The organism is Aeromonas sp. 601039 (genome assembly GCF_049174415.1).
In the GTDB taxonomy this organism is placed as follows: domain Bacteria; phylum Pseudomonadota; class Gammaproteobacteria; order Enterobacterales; family Aeromonadaceae; genus Aeromonas; species Aeromonas veronii_A.
Genome location: NZ_JAAKTL010000002.1, coordinates 64384 through 81109 on the forward strand (window position 1 = coordinate 64384; position 16726 = coordinate 81109).

Sequence of the window (16726 nt, forward strand, 5' to 3'; positions counted from 1 at the left end):
CAGCATACTGGGGCAACCTCCCGGTTGGGGTATGCATGAGGCGCAAACTAAGGGCGTTCTGGTCATCACTTCTCGAGAAGGAATGAATAAGGATGCCGAAATGGAGACAAATAAACGGTGATGTTTGTGTTCTCCATGCGTTGTACCTCGCACCCGGGAACCGTCATGTTCTTGTATACACGGTGTTTCGGGATTGGGTGGCATACTTTTTGGCCACTTAGTACAAGGCTTGAACACAATGACAAAACCTTGTTTATTATCCCATTTAAACCTCTTTTATAGCAAGGCGCCATTTTTCAACAAACCATGCAGCCAAGGGGCGCTGGCAGTGTTAAAATCCGCGCCATGACACAGATACAACAACAAGTGCAGCTGCTCACCATCGAAGCTGAGCATGACGGGCAGCGCATCGACAATTTTCTCAAGACTCAGCTAAAGGGCGTCCCCAAGAGCCTGATCTATCGCATCCTTCGCAAAGGTGAAGTGCGAGTAAACAAAAAGCGCATCAAACCGGAGTACAAACTCTGCGCAGGTGACGAGGTGCGGGTGCCCCCCGTGCGCGTTGCCGAGAAGAATGAGCTGCCTTCAGCCAACCTCGGTGTTATCCAGCGTCTGGAGAGCCAGATCCTGTTTGAAGACGATGCCATGATCGTGCTGAACAAGCCCTCCGGCATGGCAGTACACGGTGGCAGCGGCTTGAGTTTTGGCGTTATTGAGGGGCTGCGCGCCCTGCGTCCGGAAGCCCGCTTCCTCGAACTGGTTCATCGTCTCGACCGTGATACCTCTGGCGTACTGCTGGTTGCTAAAAAACGCAGCGCCCTGCGCAGCTTGCATGAGCAGTTGCGCGTCAAGACCATGCGCAAGCAGTATCTGGCGCTGGTGCGTGGCAAGTGGCAGGCTCACGTCAAGGTGGTCAATGCGCCGCTACGCAAGAACGATCTGCAATCCGGTGAACGGGTTGTGCGGGTCAGCGCCGATGGCAAGCCCTCCGAAACCCGCTTTCGCATCGTGCGTCAATTTGCCGAAGCGACCCTGGTCGAGTGCAGCCCCATCACCGGTCGTACCCACCAGATCCGCGTGCACACCCTGCATGCCGGTCACCCGATCGCCTGTGACGATAAGTACGGTGAAGCAGCGTTTGACGAGAAAATGCGCAGCCAAGGGCTGAAACGGCTCTTTTTGCATGCCTGGAAGCTCAGCTTCACCCATCCGGCCGATGGTCGCGAGATGCAGGTAGAAGCGCCGCTGGCACCTGAACTCGACAACTTCCTCAACGGCTTGCCACGCTGATGCAGGATATCCGGCTCGCCATTTTCGATTGGGACGGTACCCTGATGGACTCGGTGGGCCGGATTGTGGCCTGTGTGCAGGGGGCTGCCAGAGATTGTGAGCTGGCGGTTCCTGCTCCAGCCCAGATCCGGCAGATCATCGGATTGAGCCTTGATGTCGCTATGTCCCGCCTTTTCCTTTTACGTAGCGACAATGGTAGCGCTATTAATGAGCGCCAGATTGCCGCGCTCATCGATCGCTATCGTCATCACTATCTGCACGATGCCACCCCCAGCCCGCTGTTTTCCGGGGCAGGGGAGTTGCTGCATGACTGGGAGTCACGAGGGCTGCAACTGGCCGTCGCGACCGGCAAATCACGCCGTGGGCTGGATCGGGTATTGGATGAGACCGGACTGCGCCCGTTGTTTGTAACCAGTCGCGGGGCCGATGAGGCTCGCTCCAAGCCTGATCCGCTGATGCTTGAGCAGATCCTGGATGAGCTGGGGCTGTCAACCCGGCAGGCGGTAATGATCGGCGACTCTGTTCACGATATGGCGATGGCCGAGGCGATCGCCATGCCGCGTATTGGTGCCACCTGGGGGGTGGATAGCCGCGATGCCCTCAGTCGTCACGGGCCAGTGGCGGTGGTGGATTCTATGGCGGCTCTTCGCGGGCTGTTATAGATGCCTCTCTTTAAGAGACATCAATCTGATTGATAACAGAAGCCCGGTCTATTGATCGGGCTTTTTATATGCTCGATCTAGCTTATCTATTCGTCTCGTCCGCAATCAGGGCAGGGCAATACCGTGGCGCTCCAGCAGTTCGATCAGGCCGATCAGTGGCAGACCGATCAAGGCGTTAGGATCGCGCCCTTCCAGCCCCTTGAACAGTACGATGCCCATACCTTCGCATTTGAAGCTGCCAGCACAATCGAGGGGCAGTTCAGCCTCTACATAGCGGCGAATGGCGGCTTCGTCGAGATCGCGAAAGTGAACCGTAAACGGTTCAATCAATTGATGAATCTCATTGGTTGCAGCGTTAAGTACGCACAGGCCGGTGTAAAAGGTGACGCTGCGCCCCTGAGCCGCCATCAGCTGGGCGATGGCATTGTCTATGGTGCCCGGTTTGCCGAGGATGTGGCCATTGCAGACACACACCTGATCAGAGCCGATGATCAAGCCGTGATCACGATATTGGGCGATGGCATCAGCCTTGGCACGAGCCAGTCTGGCCACCAGCGCCTCGGCGTATTCGCCAGCCAGCGGTCGCTCATCCACATCGGGGGCGGCACATTCAAAGGGGAGACCAAGCTTCTCCAGCAGGGCTTTGCGATAGCGAGAAGTTGAGGCGAGGATCAGATTCTGTGGCATAATCGAGTTACCGATGAAAGCAGGTACCGGCATTCTAGGGACTTGTGACGTTAAAATCATCGGCGGTAAGGACTTTTTCCTTTGACTATCAGTTGTTGGACCTATATTATTCGCGCCCTATGCAAAAGGTGAAGTTGCCCGTTAAGGTTGATCCAGTCCGTAGTGCCTTGAAGCTGCTCGACTATGTCGGGATAGTGGAAAAGTCGCAGATGCCCAGGCTGGAGGAATCAACCGCTGGCTTGCTGAGTGATATCGAGGTATCGCTGCACTTTGGCAAAGATGTCCAGAAGTTGACCGTTATGAAAGGCACTGCCCATGCCAAGGTCGACCTGGTTTGCCAACGTTGCGGAGAGACTTTCGAGCATCTCTGTGAAGCTGAATTTATCTACACTCCGCTGTTCGAAAGAACAAACGAGGAAGAACTGCCGGAAGCTTATGAGCCCATTGAGTTGGACGAAAACGGCGAGATAGACCTTCATCAAATCCTGGAGGATGAACTCATCCTCTCGTTGCCTCAGGTAGCCATGCATTCTTTGGATGCGTGTCCCCGCGGTAACATGGAGATGACCTGGGGTGAAATCGAACCTGCTGATGAGCGGCCGAATCCCTTTGCAGTTCTTGAAGAGCTTAAACGTAAGTGAATTTAGGAGTTAGCCTACAATGGCCGTACAACAGAACCGTAAAACCCGTGCCAAGCGTGGCATGCGTCGTTCCCACGATGCGCTGACCACCGCTGCCCTGACTGTTGATCAGACCAGTGGCGAAATTCATCGTCGTCACCACGTGACTGCCGATGGTTTCTACCGCGGTAAAAAGGTAATCGCTTAAGGATTGCCTTTGTCTACGCAAACTGTCGCGCTAGACATCATGGGGGGAGATATTGGCCCCTCGGAAACAGTGCCTGCCGCCGTGCAGGCACTGTCTCTTTTACCCCAGCTAAAACTGATCCTGGTCGGTGACCAGCACCAGACCTCCTCTCTGCTGCAGCAACATGGCTTGCTGAATCATCCCCGCGTTCGTTTCGTACATGCATCCCAGGTGGTTGGCATGGGTGATAAACCGATCGTGGCGCTGCGAACTCTGAAAGACTCCTCCATGCGGGTGGTACTCAATCTGGTGAAAGCCGGTGAGGCCGATGCCTGCGTCAGTGCTGGCAATACCGGTGCGTTGATGGCGATGGCCAAGTGCGTGCTCAAAGCCCTGCCCGGGGTAGACAGACCCGCCCTTATCAAGGCGTTGCCGACATTGAGCGGGAAACGCACCGTGATGCTGGATCTTGGCGCCAACGTCAGTTGCGATGCGGATACCTTGCTGCAGTTTGCGGTGATGGGCTCCGTCGTGGCTGAAAAGGTAGAAGGCATAGCATTACCTCGTGTTGCCTTGCTCAACATCGGCGAGGAGGAGATCAAGGGCAACGATCTGGTGCGTCACAGTGCCGAATTGCTGCGTCAGTGCCACGCGCTCAATTATGTCGGGTTCGTCGAAGGGGATCGCATCTTCAGCGGCGACAGCGACGTGATCGTCTGCGACGGTTTTGTCGGCAATGTCGCCCTCAAGACGGCAGAAGGGGTGGTGCGGATGATGGCTCAGCTGGCCGGATATCCCCGCAAGAAACGCACTTTTCTTGGCCGGATCGCCGGATTTATGTTCAAACGGCGTTTTTCTTACCTGAACCCCGACCAGTATAACGGAGCAAGTCTGTTAGGATTGCGCGGCATTGTGGTAAAAAGTCATGGGCGGGCCGAACGGCGCGCTCTGTGTAATGCGATCCTGCTGGCCGCACAAGAGGCCAAACATCAACTTCCACTGCAAATAGCAGATCGCCTTGAAGCTGTCTTCTCTGACAGGGATCTATAAGAACTCTATGCATAGCAAAATTCTGGGTACTGGCAGCTACCTGCCGAGTTCAGTGCGTACCAACGCCGATCTCGAGCAGATGGTTGAGACCAGTGATGAGTGGATCGTGGAACGCACCGGTATCCGTGAGCGCCGTATTGCCGGTGCTGACGAGACCGTTGCCACCCTCTCTTACCAGGCCGCCCTGCGCGCCCTGGATGCAGCCGGTCTGACCGCTGCCGATCTCGATATGATAGTGCTGGCCACCACCAGTGCTGAAAATGCCTTCCCGGCTGCCGCCTGCGAGCTGCAGGGGCTGCTCGGCGTACCGGGCATTCCTGCCTTTGACGTGGCTGCAGCCTGTGCAGGTTTCACCTACGCACTCTCCATTGCCGATCAGTTTGTCAAATCCGGCGCTGCCCGCCATGTGCTGGTCGTCGGGGCCGATGTGCTCTCCCGCATGTGCGATCCGCAAGATCGCGGCACCATCATCCTGTTTGGTGATGGGGCAGGGGCTGTGATTGTCGGCGCCAGCGAGACGCCGGGCATCCTCTCTACTCATCTCCATGCCGATGGCCGTTATGGCGATCTGCTCAAGCTGCCTCATCCCCGTCGTGGCATGCCGGGTGCCGAGCTCGAAGCCTACATGTATATGAAGGGCAACGATGTCTTCAAGGTCGCGGTCACCCGTCTGAGCGAGATCGTGACCGAAACCCTGGCTGCTGCAGGCATCGAGCCGAGCGAGCTGGACTGGCTGGTGCCGCATCAGGCCAACTTCCGCATCATCAGTGCCACCGCCAAGAAGCTCGGTATGAGCCTCGATAAGGTGGTGCTGACCCTCGACAAGCACGGCAATACCTCTGCCGCTTCCGTTCCGGTCGCCTTCGACGAAGGGGTGCGGGATGGCCGGATCAAACCGGGTCAGCTGGTACTGCTGGAAGCCTTTGGCGGCGGTTTTGCCTGGGGCTCGGCGCTGGTTCGCCTCTGATCTTCGGCGGGATGGTGTCTCCATCATCCCGTCACCGATTTCATTTTTGTCTTATCTAAAAGGAATCAATGATGACCCAATTTGCCATTGCCTTCCCGGGACAAGGTTCCCAGTCCGTTGGCATGCTGGCCGAGCTGGCCGAACAACATGCCGTGATCAAGGAGACCTTCGCCGAGGCGAGTCAGGTGCTGGGTTATGACCTGTTTGCCCTGGTGATGGATGGTCCGGTTGAAGATCTGAACAAAACCTGGCGCACCCAGCCTGCGCTGCTTACAGCCTCTGTCGCCCTGTGGCGCCTGTGGCAACAGCAGGGTGGGGCAAATCCTGCCATGATGGCGGGTCACAGCCTGGGTGAGTATTCCGCGCTGGTTTGCAGCGGCGCACTCGATTTTGCCGATGCGGTCAAACTGGTCGAGCTGCGTGGTCTGGCCATGCAGGAAGCGGTACCGGAAGGCATCGGCGCCATGGCTGCTATCATCGGTCTGGATAACGAATCCATCGCCGCCAACTGCGAAAAAGCGGCAGAAGGGCAGGTGGTCTCTCCGGTCAACTTCAACTCCCCGGGCCAGGTGGTTATCGCCGGTCACAAAGAGGCCGTTGAGCGCGCCAACGTGCTGATGAAAGAGTCGGGCGCCAAGCGTGCGCTGCCGCTGCCGGTCTCCGTGCCGTCTCACTGCGCGCTGATGAAACCTGCCGCAGAAAAACTGGCAGCTGCGCTGGACGGGATCGAGATCAAGGTTCCAACCATCGCGGTCATCAATAATGTCGACGTATCCTGTGAACAGGATCCGGTCGCCATCAAGCAAGCACTGGTTCGTCAGCTGTTCAGCCCGGTTCGTTGGACCGAGACTGTCGAGCGGATGGCCAATGAGGGGGTTACCCTCGAGATCGAGATGGGACCGGGCAAAGTGTTGACCGGGCTCGCCAAGCGTATCGACAAGCGCGTGGAAGGTATTCACGCCAACGATGCCGCCTCTTTCGAGCAGGCGCTGGCCCAGATCAAGTAAACAGGAGCAAGTGATGAGCTTTACCGATAAGGTTGTGTTGGTGACCGGTGCCAGTCGTGGCATCGGCCGTGCGATTGCCGAAACATTCGTGGCCCGTGGCGCGAAAGTGGTCGGTACGGCGACCAGCGAGAGCGGTGCCGAGGCGATCAGCGCCTATCTGGGCGAGAATGGTTGCGGCATGGCACTGAACGTGACCAGCCAGGAATCCATCGAAGCCGTCTTCGCTGCCATCAAGGCGCGCTTTGGCGAGATCGACATCCTGATCAACAACGCGGGGATCACCCGTGACAACCTGTTGATGCGGATGAAAGATGACGAGTGGAACGAGATCATCGATACCAATCTGACCTCGCTTTATCGTCTGAGCAAACCGGTGTTGCGTGCCATGATGAAGAAACGTCACGGTCGCATCATCAGCATTGGCTCCGTGGTGGGAACCATGGGCAATGCCGGTCAGGTCAACTATGCTGCCGCCAAGGCCGGTCTGGTTGGTTTTACCAAATCGTTGGCGCGGGAAGTGGCATCCCGTGGTATCACAGTGAACGCGGTTGCTCCCGGTTTCATCGAAACCGACATGACCCGTGCCCTGAATGACGATCAACGTGCCGGCATCATGAGTCAGGTGCCTGCCGCCCGTTTGGGTGATCCAAAAGAAATTGCCGCAGCTGTGGTATTCTTGGCTTCTGATGAAGCAGCCTATATCACCGGCGAAACCCTGCATGTTAATGGCGGGATGTACATGGTGTAATCAATTTGTCGTAAGATCTGTTCAAATTTGCGATAGTACGCCGAAGTTTGGCACATTTCGTGGTTTGACCAGCGGCAAGCTACTTGCAAACTCACGTCAATTGAATAAACTACCCCAACCAGACGCAAATAGCGTATTTTTAAAGGAAAATTCAGGTCATGAGCAACATCGAAGAACGCGTAAAGAAAATCATCATCGAACAACTGGGTGTTAAAGAGGAAGACGTTAAGAACGCTGCCTCCTTCGTCGACGACCTGGGCGCTGACTCTTTGGATACCGTTGAACTGGTAATGGCGCTGGAAGAAGAATTCGATACCGAAATTCCTGATGAAGAAGCCGAGAAGATCACCACTGTTCAAGCGGCTATCGACTACATCACCGCTAATCAGGAATAAGTTCCTGTTCTGAAAGAAGCGGCCCAAGGGCCGCTTCTTTTGTATTTGTTCCTTTTCAAAACACCTCTCGGAGACTACCTCAGTGTCAAAACGCAGAGTCGTGGTGACCGGCTTGGGGATGCTTTCCCCGGTGGGTAACACTGCCGAATCCAGCTGGCAAGCACTGCTCAACGGGCAGAGCGGCATTTCCCTTATCGAACACTTTGATGCCAGCGAGTTTGCAACCCGCTTCGCAGGTCTGGTCAAGGATTTCGATCCCGAGCAGTACGGTATCAACCGTAAAGACGCTCGCAAGATGGATCTCTTCATTCAATACGGCATCGCGGCCGGTATGCAGGCGCTGGATGATTCCGGCCTGACCATCAATGAAGAGAATGCCGAACGTGTCGGCGTGGCGATTGGCTCCGGTATCGGCGGTCTGGGTCTGATTGAACAGAACCACGAAAGCTTGGTCAACGGCGGCCCACGCAAGATCAGTCCCTTCTTCGTTCCGTCCACCATCATCAATATGGTGTCCGGTCATCTTTCCATCATGAAAGGTCTGCAAGGGCCGAACATCGCCGTGACTACCGCCTGTACCACAGGTACCCATGCCATCGGCATGGCTGGCCGGATGATCGCTTACGGTGATGCCGACGTGATGGTCGCCGGCGGTGCCGAGAAAGCCTCCACCGCGATGGGGATGGGTGGCTTCGCTGCCGCCAAGGCACTCTCCAACCGCAACGACGAGCCGCAAAAAGCGAGCCGTCCGTGGGATAAAGATCGCGATGGTTTCGTGCTGGGTGACGGTGCCGGTGTCCTGGTACTGGAAGAGTACGAACACGCCAAGGCCCGTGGTGCCAAGATCTACGCCGAGCTGGTCGGTTTTGGCATGAGCGGTGACGCGTACCACATGACTGCGCCTCCTGCAGATGGCAACGGTGGCGCTCGTGCCATGAAAAATGCCATCAAGGATGCCGGCATTGCCCCCGAGCAGATTGGTTACATCAACGCGCACGGCACCTCCACCCCGCTGGGTGATGTGGCCGAGCTGCGTGGCATGAAGTCGGTGTTTGGTGAACACGCCAAATCCCTGATGGTCAGCTCCACCAAGTCGATGACCGGTCACCTGTTGGGCGCCGCCGGTGCCATCGAGGCGATCATCACTGTGTTGGCCCTGCGTGATCAGGTGGCTCCGCCCACCATCAACCTGGACAACCCGGATGATGAGTGCGATCTGGATCTGGTACCCCATGTGGCCAAACCAGGTAGCTTCGAGTACGCCCTTTCCAACTCGTTTGGTTTTGGCGGCACCAATGGCTCACTGATCTTCAAACGCGTATAATTTGCCGCAGGGCAAAGACACAGGCCCGATACTGCCGGTATCGGGCCTTTTTTATCGGAGGGATCCCTTTGCTTATCAATGGCATGAAGCTTGATACGATCTCGGCCCATGATCGGGGGTTGGCCTATGGTGACGGTCATTTCACCACCATGGCGGTCAGGGAGGGTCGCGTGTTGCAGTGGCCTGCCCATCTGGCACGGTTGCAGCTGGCCAACAACCGGCTGGGATTGGTTGAACCGGACTGGGATCTCTTGACCCGGGAGGTTGAAGAGATGGTGGCCGACCAGCCACAATGCGTGGCCAAGGTGATCCTGACCCGCGGCGAGGGGGGGCGGGGCTATGACGGCAGCGGATGTCAGCACACAACCCGGATTGTCAGTCTGGCGCCATTTCCCACTCACTATGGCCAGTGGCAACAGGAGGGGATCGAGATGGTGGTGTGCCGCCAGCGGATCGGCGATGCCCCCATGCTGGCTGGGCTTAAAACCTTGAATCGTCTGGAGCAGGTATTGCTAAAAAGCGAACTTGTCAGCCGGAATGCAGTCGAAGGGATAGTACTTAACAGTCGCGGTTATCTGATTGAAGGGGTCAGTGCCAATCTGTTTTGGCGTCGGGGCAAGACGGTGTTTACGCCCGATCTCGCCCGCGGTGGTGTCGATGGCATCATGCGCCGCCAGGTGATGGCGATGTTGAAACAGATGAGTATTGAGTTGCGTGTGGTAGAGGCTCCGCTGGAGTCACTATGGCAGGCTGAAGAGGTGTGGCTCACCAATACCCTGATGGGGGTCGTGCCGGTCAATTGCATCGAGGATATTCACTATCCCCCAGCGGTATTGAGTCGCCGTTTACAGGAGCGTTTGGTCATTGAAGTTTAATCGGCTTTACACCCTGCTCGCGGGGGCGGCACTGACGGTAGCCGCTGCCGGGGGCTATGTACATTACAAATGGCAACAGGTAGAGACGCTCACCAACAAGGGGCCGACCCGGCTCTTTACGGTGGAGAAGGGCGCCCATGCGGCGCGTCTCATCGCCGAACTTGGGGAGGGGGAAACCAGCCCCTGGGCGGTGCGGCTCTGGCTGCGCAGCCATCCCGAACTGGTGGCCATCAAATCGGGTACCTATGAAATCAAGGAAGGGGCCCCTCTCAAGGAGACCCTTTCTCTGTTCGCATCGGGCAAGGAGTTTCACTTCAGCCTCACCTTCGTCGAAGGTTCCCGTTTCGAGGATTGGCAGAAGCAGCTCTCCAGCGCCCCATACCTTGAGCGGTTGACCGTTGAGCAATCCGAAGCCGACTTGGCGCAAGAGCTCGGCATCGAGAATGGCAAGCTGGAGGGGTGGTTCCTGCCGGAAACGTACGCTTATACCACCCATGCCAGCGATCTCTCGATCTTGCGCCGCGCCCATCAGGATATGGAGACCTTCCTGCAGCAGAGCTGGGAAAAACGTCAGGCTAACCTGCCTTACAAGACCCCCTATGAGGCGTTGATCATGGCCTCCATTATCGAGAAAGAGACCGGCCAGCCGGACGAGCGGGCGCAGATCGCCTCCGTATTCGTCAACCGTCTGCGTCTGGGCATGAAGTTGCAGACTGATCCCACCGTCATTTACGGGGTGAAGGATCGCTACGACGGCAACATTCGCCGCAGTGATCTGACCGACAAGAATCCCTACAACACTTATGTGATCGACGGTCTGCCGCCCACGCCCATCGCCATGCCGGGCAAGGCCTCCATCGAAGCTGCGCTTAACCCCAAGTCGACCGATTATCTCTACTTTGTCGCCAAGGGGGGCGGTGCCCACTATTTCTCCAAGACCCTCGATGAACACAATCGGGCGGTTCGTGAATACATATTGAAGAAACCCTAATGTCTAAATTTATTGTGATCGAAGGATTGGAAGGGGCAGGGAAGAGCTCGGCCGTTCGTTATGTGACCGACTATCTGCAGCGCCACGGCATCAACCGGATCGAGTGCACCCGCGAGCCGGGTGGTACGCCACTGGCCGAGCGGATGCGGGCCATCGTCAAAGAGGTGCACGACGAGCGCCTCACCATCGAGGCGGAATTGCTGCTGATGTATGCCTCCCGGGTACAACTGGTGGAGACCCGCATCAAACCCGCACTGGCCGACGGTGTCTGGGTGGTGGGGGATCGCCACGATCTCTCCTCCCAAGCCTATCAGGGTGGTGGCCGTGGTATCGATGCCCAGCTTATCGGTGCCATCAAGCAGGCGGTGCTTGGCAACTTCAAACCGGATCTCACCCTCTATCTCGATATCGATCCCGCCCTTGGCTTGCAGCGTGCTCGCCATCGCGGCGAGCTGGATCGCATCGAACTGGAGCAGCTGAGCTTCTTCGAGCGTACCCGAACTCGTTATCTCGAACTGGCCGCCAAGGATGATTCCATTGTGGTGATCGATGCGGCGCAAACGCCGGAACAGGTCAAAGCTGCCATCGAGCGTGCATTGGATCACTATCTGTCGAACGAGCCGCTATGTATCCCTGGCTGATCCCCGACTGGCATGCCCTGAGCCAGACGGCCCAGTCCGGTCGTCTCGGCCATGCCTGGTTGTTGTTGGGCGATCCCGGTCTTGGCAAGGAGCAACTGGCAGAGCGGCTGGCGCGTTTACACCTTTGCCAGCAACCGGATCGCGGAGAGCCGTGCGGTCAGTGCCACTCCTGCCAGCTCTTTGACAAGGGTAACCACCCGGATCTCGGCACCATAACGCGCGACAGCAAGACTATCGGGGTCGAGGCCATTCGCGAGATCTGCACCCGGCTGCAGGGCTCTGCCCAGCTCGGCCGTGGCAAGGTGGTGATCATTCCAGATGCGGAGCGGATGACCGAATCGGCGGCCAACGCCCTGCTGAAAACCCTGGAAGAGCCGGCCGGCGACAGCTTGCTGTTGCTGATTGCCTCTCAGGTTTCCCGGTTGCTTCCCACCATTCTCAGTCGCTGTCACAAACATGTCTGTCAGTTGCCTGCGGAAGGGGAGACAGTACGCTGGTTGGCCGAGCAGGGTCATCAGGCCACTCTGGCTCAGGTGCGGATCTGTCAGGGGGCCCCGCTGCGGGTACTCGACTATATCGAGCAGCAACAGGACGGTACTCGCCGCGAACTGCTGGAACAGTTTGTCGCCCTGAGTCAAAGTCCGGTCAAGGCGACGGCATTGTGCAGCCAGCTTGGTCAGGAGACGCAGGTCAGGTTGCACTGGTTGCAGCTCTTCTTGTGTGATGCCCTGAAAACCCAGGCCGGATGTGGTCACCATCAGCTGGCGATGCCGGACCTGGCAATCTTGAGTCAGCGGTTGGCGGAGCAGCACTCCAGCGAAAAACTGCTGGAGGCAGAACAAGATCTTGTTGCCCTGAAAGCGGCATGCCAGCCGGGTCAGCTCTCCAATCCCACCATCCATCTGATGAACTGGCTCAGTCGCTGGTTATAAGTACCGACAAGCAGAAAGGTTTTATATGTTACTCGTTGATTCCCACTGTCATCTCGATCGCCTCAGCTATGGCAGCAAGCAGACCAGCATGGCTGATGTACTGGCAAAGGCCGCGAAACTGGACGTGGGATATTTTCTCTGTGTCAGTGTGACTCAGGCACAGTTCCCGACCATGCTCGAGGCGATCGCGCCCTATCCCCAGGTGTTTGCCTCTTGCGGGGTACACCCGCTCAATCAGGAACCCGGTGTCGATGCCGAGTTGCTGCTCAAGCAAGCTGCCGATCCACGTGTGGTGGCCATCGGTGAGACCGGTCTCGATTACTTTTACTCGCCCGAGAACAAGGAAGTTCAGCAAGCCTCTTTCCGCGAACATATCCGGGTTGCCCGCGCGTTGAACAAGCCGCTGATCATCCATACCCGCGATGCCCAGCAAGATACCTTGCAGATCATGCGTGAAGAGGGCGCTGATCAGGTTGGCGGTGTGCTGCACTGCTTCACCGAATCCCTCGAAATGGCACAAGCCGCGATGGCGATGGGGTTCTATATCTCCATCTCGGGGATCGCTACCTTCAAAAATGCGTCTGCCCTGCAAGAGGTGGTCAAGGCTCTGCCCCTCGACAGATTGCTGGTCGAAACCGACTCGCCCTATCTTGCACCCGTGCCGCATCGGGGGAGGGAGAACGAACCCGCCTTTGTGCGAGATGTTGCCCAGTTTATTGCTGATCTGCGCCATATTCCGCTTAACGAATTGGCAGAAGCCACCAGCCGGAATTTCTTTGAACTATTCAAACTGGCGAAAAAATAACACAGAAGCCCCGTTGCTCGGGGCTTATATATTTCAAATACCAAGCTGATTACCCACCTGAAAATCAACCTAGCACAACGTTATCTCTCACCAACCCAGTCAATTCAACTCGTTCATCCATACAAAACTGGGTGAATGATATTCCGATGTTTCGTTTTTTCACCGTGGTCGAAGGGTATTAAACATCAGGCTATAAGTATCGATAATATTCATTATCGATACTTGATGTGTGTGGAGGATCCTGTAAGATCCTCTCAAACTTCATATGAATCATAGAGTTCCGTGGCATATCCAACCTTGTCCAATCCAGCTCATCAGTCACTGCAGACTGTTTTCGATGCACAGCTAAATAGTCGGGCACGCCGCTTTTTGCGCAGTGCAAAAGCGGATTCCACCCTCAATGCCTATCAGGCGGATACCCGTATTTTTGTCTTCTGGTGCCAGTTACACGGGCTGGATCCGCTGCAAACGACCCATCACGACATCATGAATTTTCTCGCTGATCAGGCCGACGGCGTATTGGCAGACTGGGTATGGCTGGATAAAGAAGAGGGGAAAGGGGAGTTGCGTAATGGCGAGCCCCGAAAACCGGCAACCCTGGTGAGACGGCTTGCCGGGATCCGTTATGCCTTCAAGCAGAAAGGCATTCACCCCATACCCACCGAACATCCCGAAATCAAGGAGATGATGCGCGGTATTGTCAGGTTAGGGGATAACCGCAAACGCAAAACCGGCGCCCTGACGCTACAGCCATTGACCCAGGTGCTCGATGGCATCGACACCCATGATCTGGCTGGCTTGCGTGATCACACCCTGCTGCTCTTGATGTTCAGTGGCGCCTTGCGCCGTTCGGAAGCGGCTCGAATTGAGGTGAGCGATCTCGATTTTGTGGGGCAGGGGCTCCGCCTTCGCCTCAAACCGAGCAAGCATCAGTTGCATGAAACCGAGATAGCTTTAATCCCGGGCAAGCACTACTGTCCCGTCTCGGCACTGCAAAAATGGCTACACAAAAGCCGGATCAGCGAGGGGCCGCTGTTTCGGCGCATGAACCGCTGGGGCCAATTGATGGCCGAACCACTCGGTCCCCAGGGCATCAACCTGATGATCAAGCGGCGAACCGGCCAAACCATCGACGATCTTTACGTCAGTGGCCATAGCCTGCGGCGCGGTTTTATCACCTCGGCGGTGACTGCCGGCAAGCCGATGAACAAGATCATTGAAGTCACTCGCCACAAGGATATGCGAACCCTGCAGGAGTACTTCGATGATGCCCATAAATTCTCCGATCATGCCCTTGATGGCTTGCTTTGACACAACTGCGTCACTGCGTTTTTTATGTTAAATGATATCTTGTTGATCTGATGATATATTTGCCGTGCAGCCAGCAGCCCAAGGTGGAAGGGCCATCTTCCTGTGGATAATGGCATGTGATGAGAGATAACAAATCCGGAAATGAAACATCGCAAGGACATATGAGCCAAGAAATGACAGGGCGTGAAGTGCAAGAGGCGGGGCCCCAAAACAATGCCGAGCGGCAGCGCCAACATGTAAAACGCAAGCAGGAGACCCATACCCGGCTGCAATGCTGGATCAGCAATCGCCACGCCGAACGATTGGCCGCACTAGGTCTTCATCTCGAAGACAGTCAGGCATCACTCATCGAGCAGGCGATCGATCTGCTCTACCAACATGAGCTGGGTAGAGAACCTCCGTTTGAAAACAGAGTCGCCATACGGGTCGAAGAGACTGTTGGATAGACACAAAAGTGAAGTAACAGCGATACGTGAAGAGATAAAAAAGGCCAGGTACGAATTCCTTGTACCTGGCATAGGGGAATTGGCTCCTTGCAGAGCCGTGCGCTAACTGGTGTTCGGATTGCCTTAAGCTTAGACAAGGCTCAAGGCTTTTCAAGATCCAAAGAAAAGTTCAACCAGAGTGTGGGTATTTCAGACTCGTTCAAGTGCCTATGCACCGAACGGCCCACTACGCATTGAACAGATTGTTGTCACGCACAAGCTCGCGGGGGAGGGCATTCTTGACCCGACTACCCACCCATTTCCCCATGCCCAGGGTATGCCCCTGATAGCGGACGATCACCTCGCCAACGCCAGAAGCCAGCTCTGGCCAGACGTCCCGCCCCATCATGAATTCCCGCGCATTGGCGCTATCCAGCTCGACCACGCCCTTGCTCGCTTTATCGCCATAGGCCAATGCCCACTCATGAGTGAGGCGATAACCTTTCTTGAAGGTTTCGGCCAACTTGATGCCGATGCGATCGAAACGAAGCTTGCCCTGCACCTGATCAAACCGCTGAGGGAAGAGCCAGATCTCGTCATTGCGGCCAAACAGCTGACCCTGCGGTGCCACCCCAAAGTTGGCTTCGATCTCGCGCAATATGGGTTCCGCCTCTTTGGCAGGAAGTGGCGCAAAAGGGAATTTACCCAGCTTGCCCGGCTTGAACATGGTGTTGGGCACCGAGTGAAGCTTGCGTAGTCTGGCGACGAAAAAGCCTTCACTGTCGAAGATCTGGGGCCAAACGTGCAGATATCCTTCGGATGTACAGGCCTGCTCTGCATGGGGGAACAGGTCTGCCAATGAGTCAAAACTCAAGGCATCGCCAAACTTGTCCAGCAGGGATTGGCAAACCGCCTGATTCTCCTGCTCACTCAAGGTACAGGTGGAGTAGACCAGCACACCACCCGGTTTCAGGGCATGGAAGGCGCTCTCCAGCAACCCTTGTTGCACCGCCGCAATCTCGTCGATGCTCTCGATGCTCCAGTTGCGCAGCGCATCTTCATCCTTGCGCACCGTACCTTCACCGGAGCAGGGGGCATCGAGCAGGATGGCATCGAAGGTCTCCGGCAACCACTGGCCAAATACCTTGGCATCAAAATGGGTCATACCCACATTGGTCACGCCGCAGCGCTGGATATTGGCGCTAAGCACTTTCAACCGGCTGCTGGAAAATTCGTTGGCAACCAACATCCCCTGATTGTTCATCAAGGCGGCTATCTGGGTGGTCTTGGAGCCGGGGGCCGCCGCCGCATCCAGCAACATACCATCCGCTTTGATCTTGTCGCTGGCAAAGAGCGCCGTCACCGGCAGCATGGAGCTCGCTTCCTGAATGTAGAAGAGCCCGCTCAAGTGCTCGGCAGTGTTGCCAAGTGGGACGGTTTCATCGCTGCGGGTCAGCCAGAAGCCGGTATCACACCAGGGCACAGGGTCGAGTTGCCAACCCAGTGGCTCCATCAGGGCGACGAAATCCGAGACGGCGATCTTCAAGGTATTGACCCGAATGCTGCGGCGCAGCGGACGTCGACAACTGGCCACAAACTCATCCATCGAGAGATGGGCCGGCATGATGGCCGCAATGTGGCGTAAAAAGTAATCGGGAAGGAAGGTGTTGTCGTGCACTGTGCCGTCTCGTTGACCGAAAAAGAGGGGCGATATCCTACCACAAGGCTAAGAATATTCTGAATCTGAACCCTATCAACAGGCACCGGAATATAAAAAAGCCCGGCACTGTGCCGGGCTTGGATGAGGTA

At 56.4% G+C, this 16726-nt stretch carries 19 protein-coding genes; 17 read left to right on the forward strand and 2 right to left on the reverse strand.

From position 1 onward, the window contains the following. The first annotated feature begins 345 nt into the window (after window positions 1-345). Together rluC and G5195_RS02165 are read left to right on the forward strand one after the other, a co-directional pair. Entirely contained in the window at window positions 346-1290 is a 945-nt protein-coding gene (gene rluC / locus G5195_RS02160) for a 23S rRNA pseudouridine(955/2504/2580) synthase RluC (protein ID WP_005351815.1), read from the forward strand. Beyond that, window positions 1290-1952, forward strand: a complete 663-nt coding sequence (locus G5195_RS02165; RefSeq protein WP_421221730.1) for an HAD-IA family hydrolase — start codon at window positions 1290-1292, stop codon at window positions 1950-1952. Before rluC ends, G5195_RS02165 begins: the two co-directional genes overlap by 1 nt. 105 nt (window positions 1953-2057) lie before the next feature. On the opposite strand, the gene G5195_RS02170 is transcribed toward G5195_RS02165, so the two are convergent. After that, on the reverse strand, window positions 2058-2639 hold the full coding sequence (locus tag G5195_RS02170; protein ID WP_216953600.1) for a Maf family protein: 582 nt from the start codon (window positions 2637-2639) through the stop codon (window positions 2058-2060). A gap of 119 nt (window positions 2640-2758) precedes the next feature. Here G5195_RS02170 and yceD point away from each other — a divergent pair, with 119 nt between their 5' ends. From yceD to G5195_RS02245, 15 genes are all read left to right on the forward strand, one after another. Beyond that, complete coding sequence (yceD, locus tag G5195_RS02175) at window positions 2759-3280, forward strand: 23S rRNA accumulation protein YceD (protein ID WP_337072246.1); 522 nt, start codon at window positions 2759-2761, stop codon at window positions 3278-3280. A gap of 19 nt (window positions 3281-3299) precedes the next feature. Then, window positions 3300-3467 carry a 50S ribosomal protein L32 gene (rpmF, locus tag G5195_RS02180; RefSeq protein ID WP_005300935.1) on the forward strand — a complete coding sequence of 56 codons (168 nt, stop codon included), beginning with the start codon at window positions 3300-3302 and terminating at the stop codon, window positions 3465-3467. 9 nt (window positions 3468-3476) lie between these two features. Further along, window positions 3477-4496, forward strand: coding sequence for a phosphate acyltransferase PlsX (plsX, locus tag G5195_RS02185; protein WP_421221732.1), 1020 nt, complete (start codon window positions 3477-3479; stop codon window positions 4494-4496). 7 nt (window positions 4497-4503) lie between these two features. Further along, entirely contained in the window at window positions 4504-5463 is a 960-nt protein-coding gene (locus tag G5195_RS02190) for a beta-ketoacyl-ACP synthase III (protein ID WP_338774906.1), read from the forward strand. A gap of 71 nt (window positions 5464-5534) precedes the next feature. Continuing rightward, window positions 5535-6470 carry an ACP S-malonyltransferase gene (gene fabD, locus G5195_RS02195; protein WP_421235788.1) on the forward strand — a complete coding sequence of 312 codons (936 nt, stop codon included), beginning with the start codon at window positions 5535-5537 and terminating at the stop codon, window positions 6468-6470. 13 nt (window positions 6471-6483) lie between these two features. Then, window positions 6484-7218, forward strand: a complete 735-nt coding sequence (fabG, locus tag G5195_RS02200) for a 3-oxoacyl-ACP reductase FabG (protein WP_421221734.1) — start codon at window positions 6484-6486, stop codon at window positions 7216-7218. Between the two features lie 158 nt (window positions 7219-7376). Further along, window positions 7377-7613, forward strand: a complete 237-nt coding sequence (acpP, locus tag G5195_RS02205; RefSeq protein WP_005300909.1) for an acyl carrier protein — start codon at window positions 7377-7379, stop codon at window positions 7611-7613. Between the two features lie 82 nt (window positions 7614-7695). Next, entirely contained in the window at window positions 7696-8937 is a 1242-nt protein-coding gene (fabF, locus tag G5195_RS02210) for a beta-ketoacyl-ACP synthase II (RefSeq protein WP_005360452.1), read from the forward strand. Window positions 8938-9005: 68 nt separating this feature from the next. After that, window positions 9006-9812: an aminodeoxychorismate lyase gene (pabC, locus tag G5195_RS02215; protein WP_421221736.1), complete on the forward strand. Its 807-nt coding sequence runs from the start codon at window positions 9006-9008 to the stop codon at window positions 9810-9812. Next, window positions 9802-10803 carry an endolytic transglycosylase MltG gene (gene mltG / locus G5195_RS02220; RefSeq protein ID WP_005333156.1) on the forward strand — a complete coding sequence of 334 codons (1002 nt, stop codon included), beginning with the start codon at window positions 9802-9804 and terminating at the stop codon, window positions 10801-10803. Before pabC ends, mltG begins: the two co-directional genes overlap by 11 nt. Further along, window positions 10803-11444: a dTMP kinase gene (gene tmk, locus G5195_RS02225; RefSeq protein ID WP_005345536.1), complete on the forward strand. Its 642-nt coding sequence runs from the start codon at window positions 10803-10805 to the stop codon at window positions 11442-11444. The genes mltG and tmk overlap by 1 nt, the downstream gene beginning before the upstream one ends. Continuing rightward, entirely contained in the window at window positions 11429-12376 is a 948-nt protein-coding gene (gene holB, locus G5195_RS02230; protein ID WP_069526838.1) for a DNA polymerase III subunit delta', read from the forward strand. The genes tmk and holB overlap by 16 nt, the downstream gene beginning before the upstream one ends. Window positions 12377-12401: 25 nt before the next feature. Continuing rightward, window positions 12402-13181, forward strand: a complete 780-nt coding sequence (locus G5195_RS02235; protein WP_005345529.1) for a TatD family hydrolase — start codon at window positions 12402-12404, stop codon at window positions 13179-13181. Window positions 13182-13463: 282 nt separating this feature from the next. Further along, entirely contained in the window at window positions 13464-14492 is a 1029-nt protein-coding gene (locus G5195_RS02240) for a site-specific integrase (protein WP_421221739.1), read from the forward strand. Window positions 14493-14665: 173 nt separating this feature from the next. Beyond that, window positions 14666-14938 carry a RepB family protein gene (locus tag G5195_RS02245; protein WP_421221808.1) on the forward strand — a complete coding sequence of 91 codons (273 nt, stop codon included), beginning with the start codon at window positions 14666-14668 and terminating at the stop codon, window positions 14936-14938. A gap of 226 nt (window positions 14939-15164) precedes the next feature. Here the strand turns inward: G5195_RS02245 and rsmF are convergent, their stop codons facing one another. After that, complete coding sequence (rsmF, locus tag G5195_RS02250; protein ID WP_421221741.1) at window positions 15165-16595, reverse strand: 16S rRNA (cytosine(1407)-C(5))-methyltransferase RsmF; 1431 nt, start codon at window positions 16593-16595, stop codon at window positions 15165-15167. Window positions 16596-16726 lie beyond the last annotated feature (131 nt).

Bases quoted from the DNA above. Each gene is read 5' to 3' on its own strand.
- fabD (WP_421235788.1), top strand. From the start codon at position 5,535: ATGACCCAATTTGCCATTGCCTTCCCGGGACAAGGTTCCCAGTCCGTT.
- holB (WP_069526838.1), top strand. From the start codon at position 11,429: ATGTATCCCTGGCTGATCCCCGACTGGCATGCCCTGAGCCAGACGGCC.
- rpmF (WP_005300935.1), top strand. From the start codon at position 3,300: ATGGCCGTACAACAGAACCGTAAAACCCGTGCCAAGCGTGGCATGCGT.
- rluC (WP_005351815.1), top strand. From the start codon at position 346: ATGACACAGATACAACAACAAGTGCAGCTGCTCACCATCGAAGCTGAG.
- fabG (WP_421221734.1), top strand. From the start codon at position 6,484: ATGAGCTTTACCGATAAGGTTGTGTTGGTGACCGGTGCCAGTCGTGGC.
- G5195_RS02165 (WP_421221730.1), top strand. From the start codon at position 1,290: ATGCAGGATATCCGGCTCGCCATTTTCGATTGGGACGGTACCCTGATG.
- G5195_RS02235 (WP_005345529.1), top strand. From the start codon at position 12,402: ATGTTACTCGTTGATTCCCACTGTCATCTCGATCGCCTCAGCTATGGC.
- acpP (WP_005300909.1), top strand. From the start codon at position 7,377: ATGAGCAACATCGAAGAACGCGTAAAGAAAATCATCATCGAACAACTG.
- G5195_RS02190 (WP_338774906.1), top strand. From the start codon at position 4,504: ATGCATAGCAAAATTCTGGGTACTGGCAGCTACCTGCCGAGTTCAGTG.
- G5195_RS02170 (WP_216953600.1), bottom strand. From the start codon at position 2,639: ATGCCACAGAATCTGATCCTCGCCTCAACTTCTCGCTATCGCAAAGCC.
- tmk (WP_005345536.1), top strand. From the start codon at position 10,803: ATGTCTAAATTTATTGTGATCGAAGGATTGGAAGGGGCAGGGAAGAGC.
- G5195_RS02245 (WP_421221808.1), top strand. From the start codon at position 14,666: ATGACAGGGCGTGAAGTGCAAGAGGCGGGGCCCCAAAACAATGCCGAG.
- yceD (WP_337072246.1), top strand. From the start codon at position 2,759: ATGCAAAAGGTGAAGTTGCCCGTTAAGGTTGATCCAGTCCGTAGTGCC.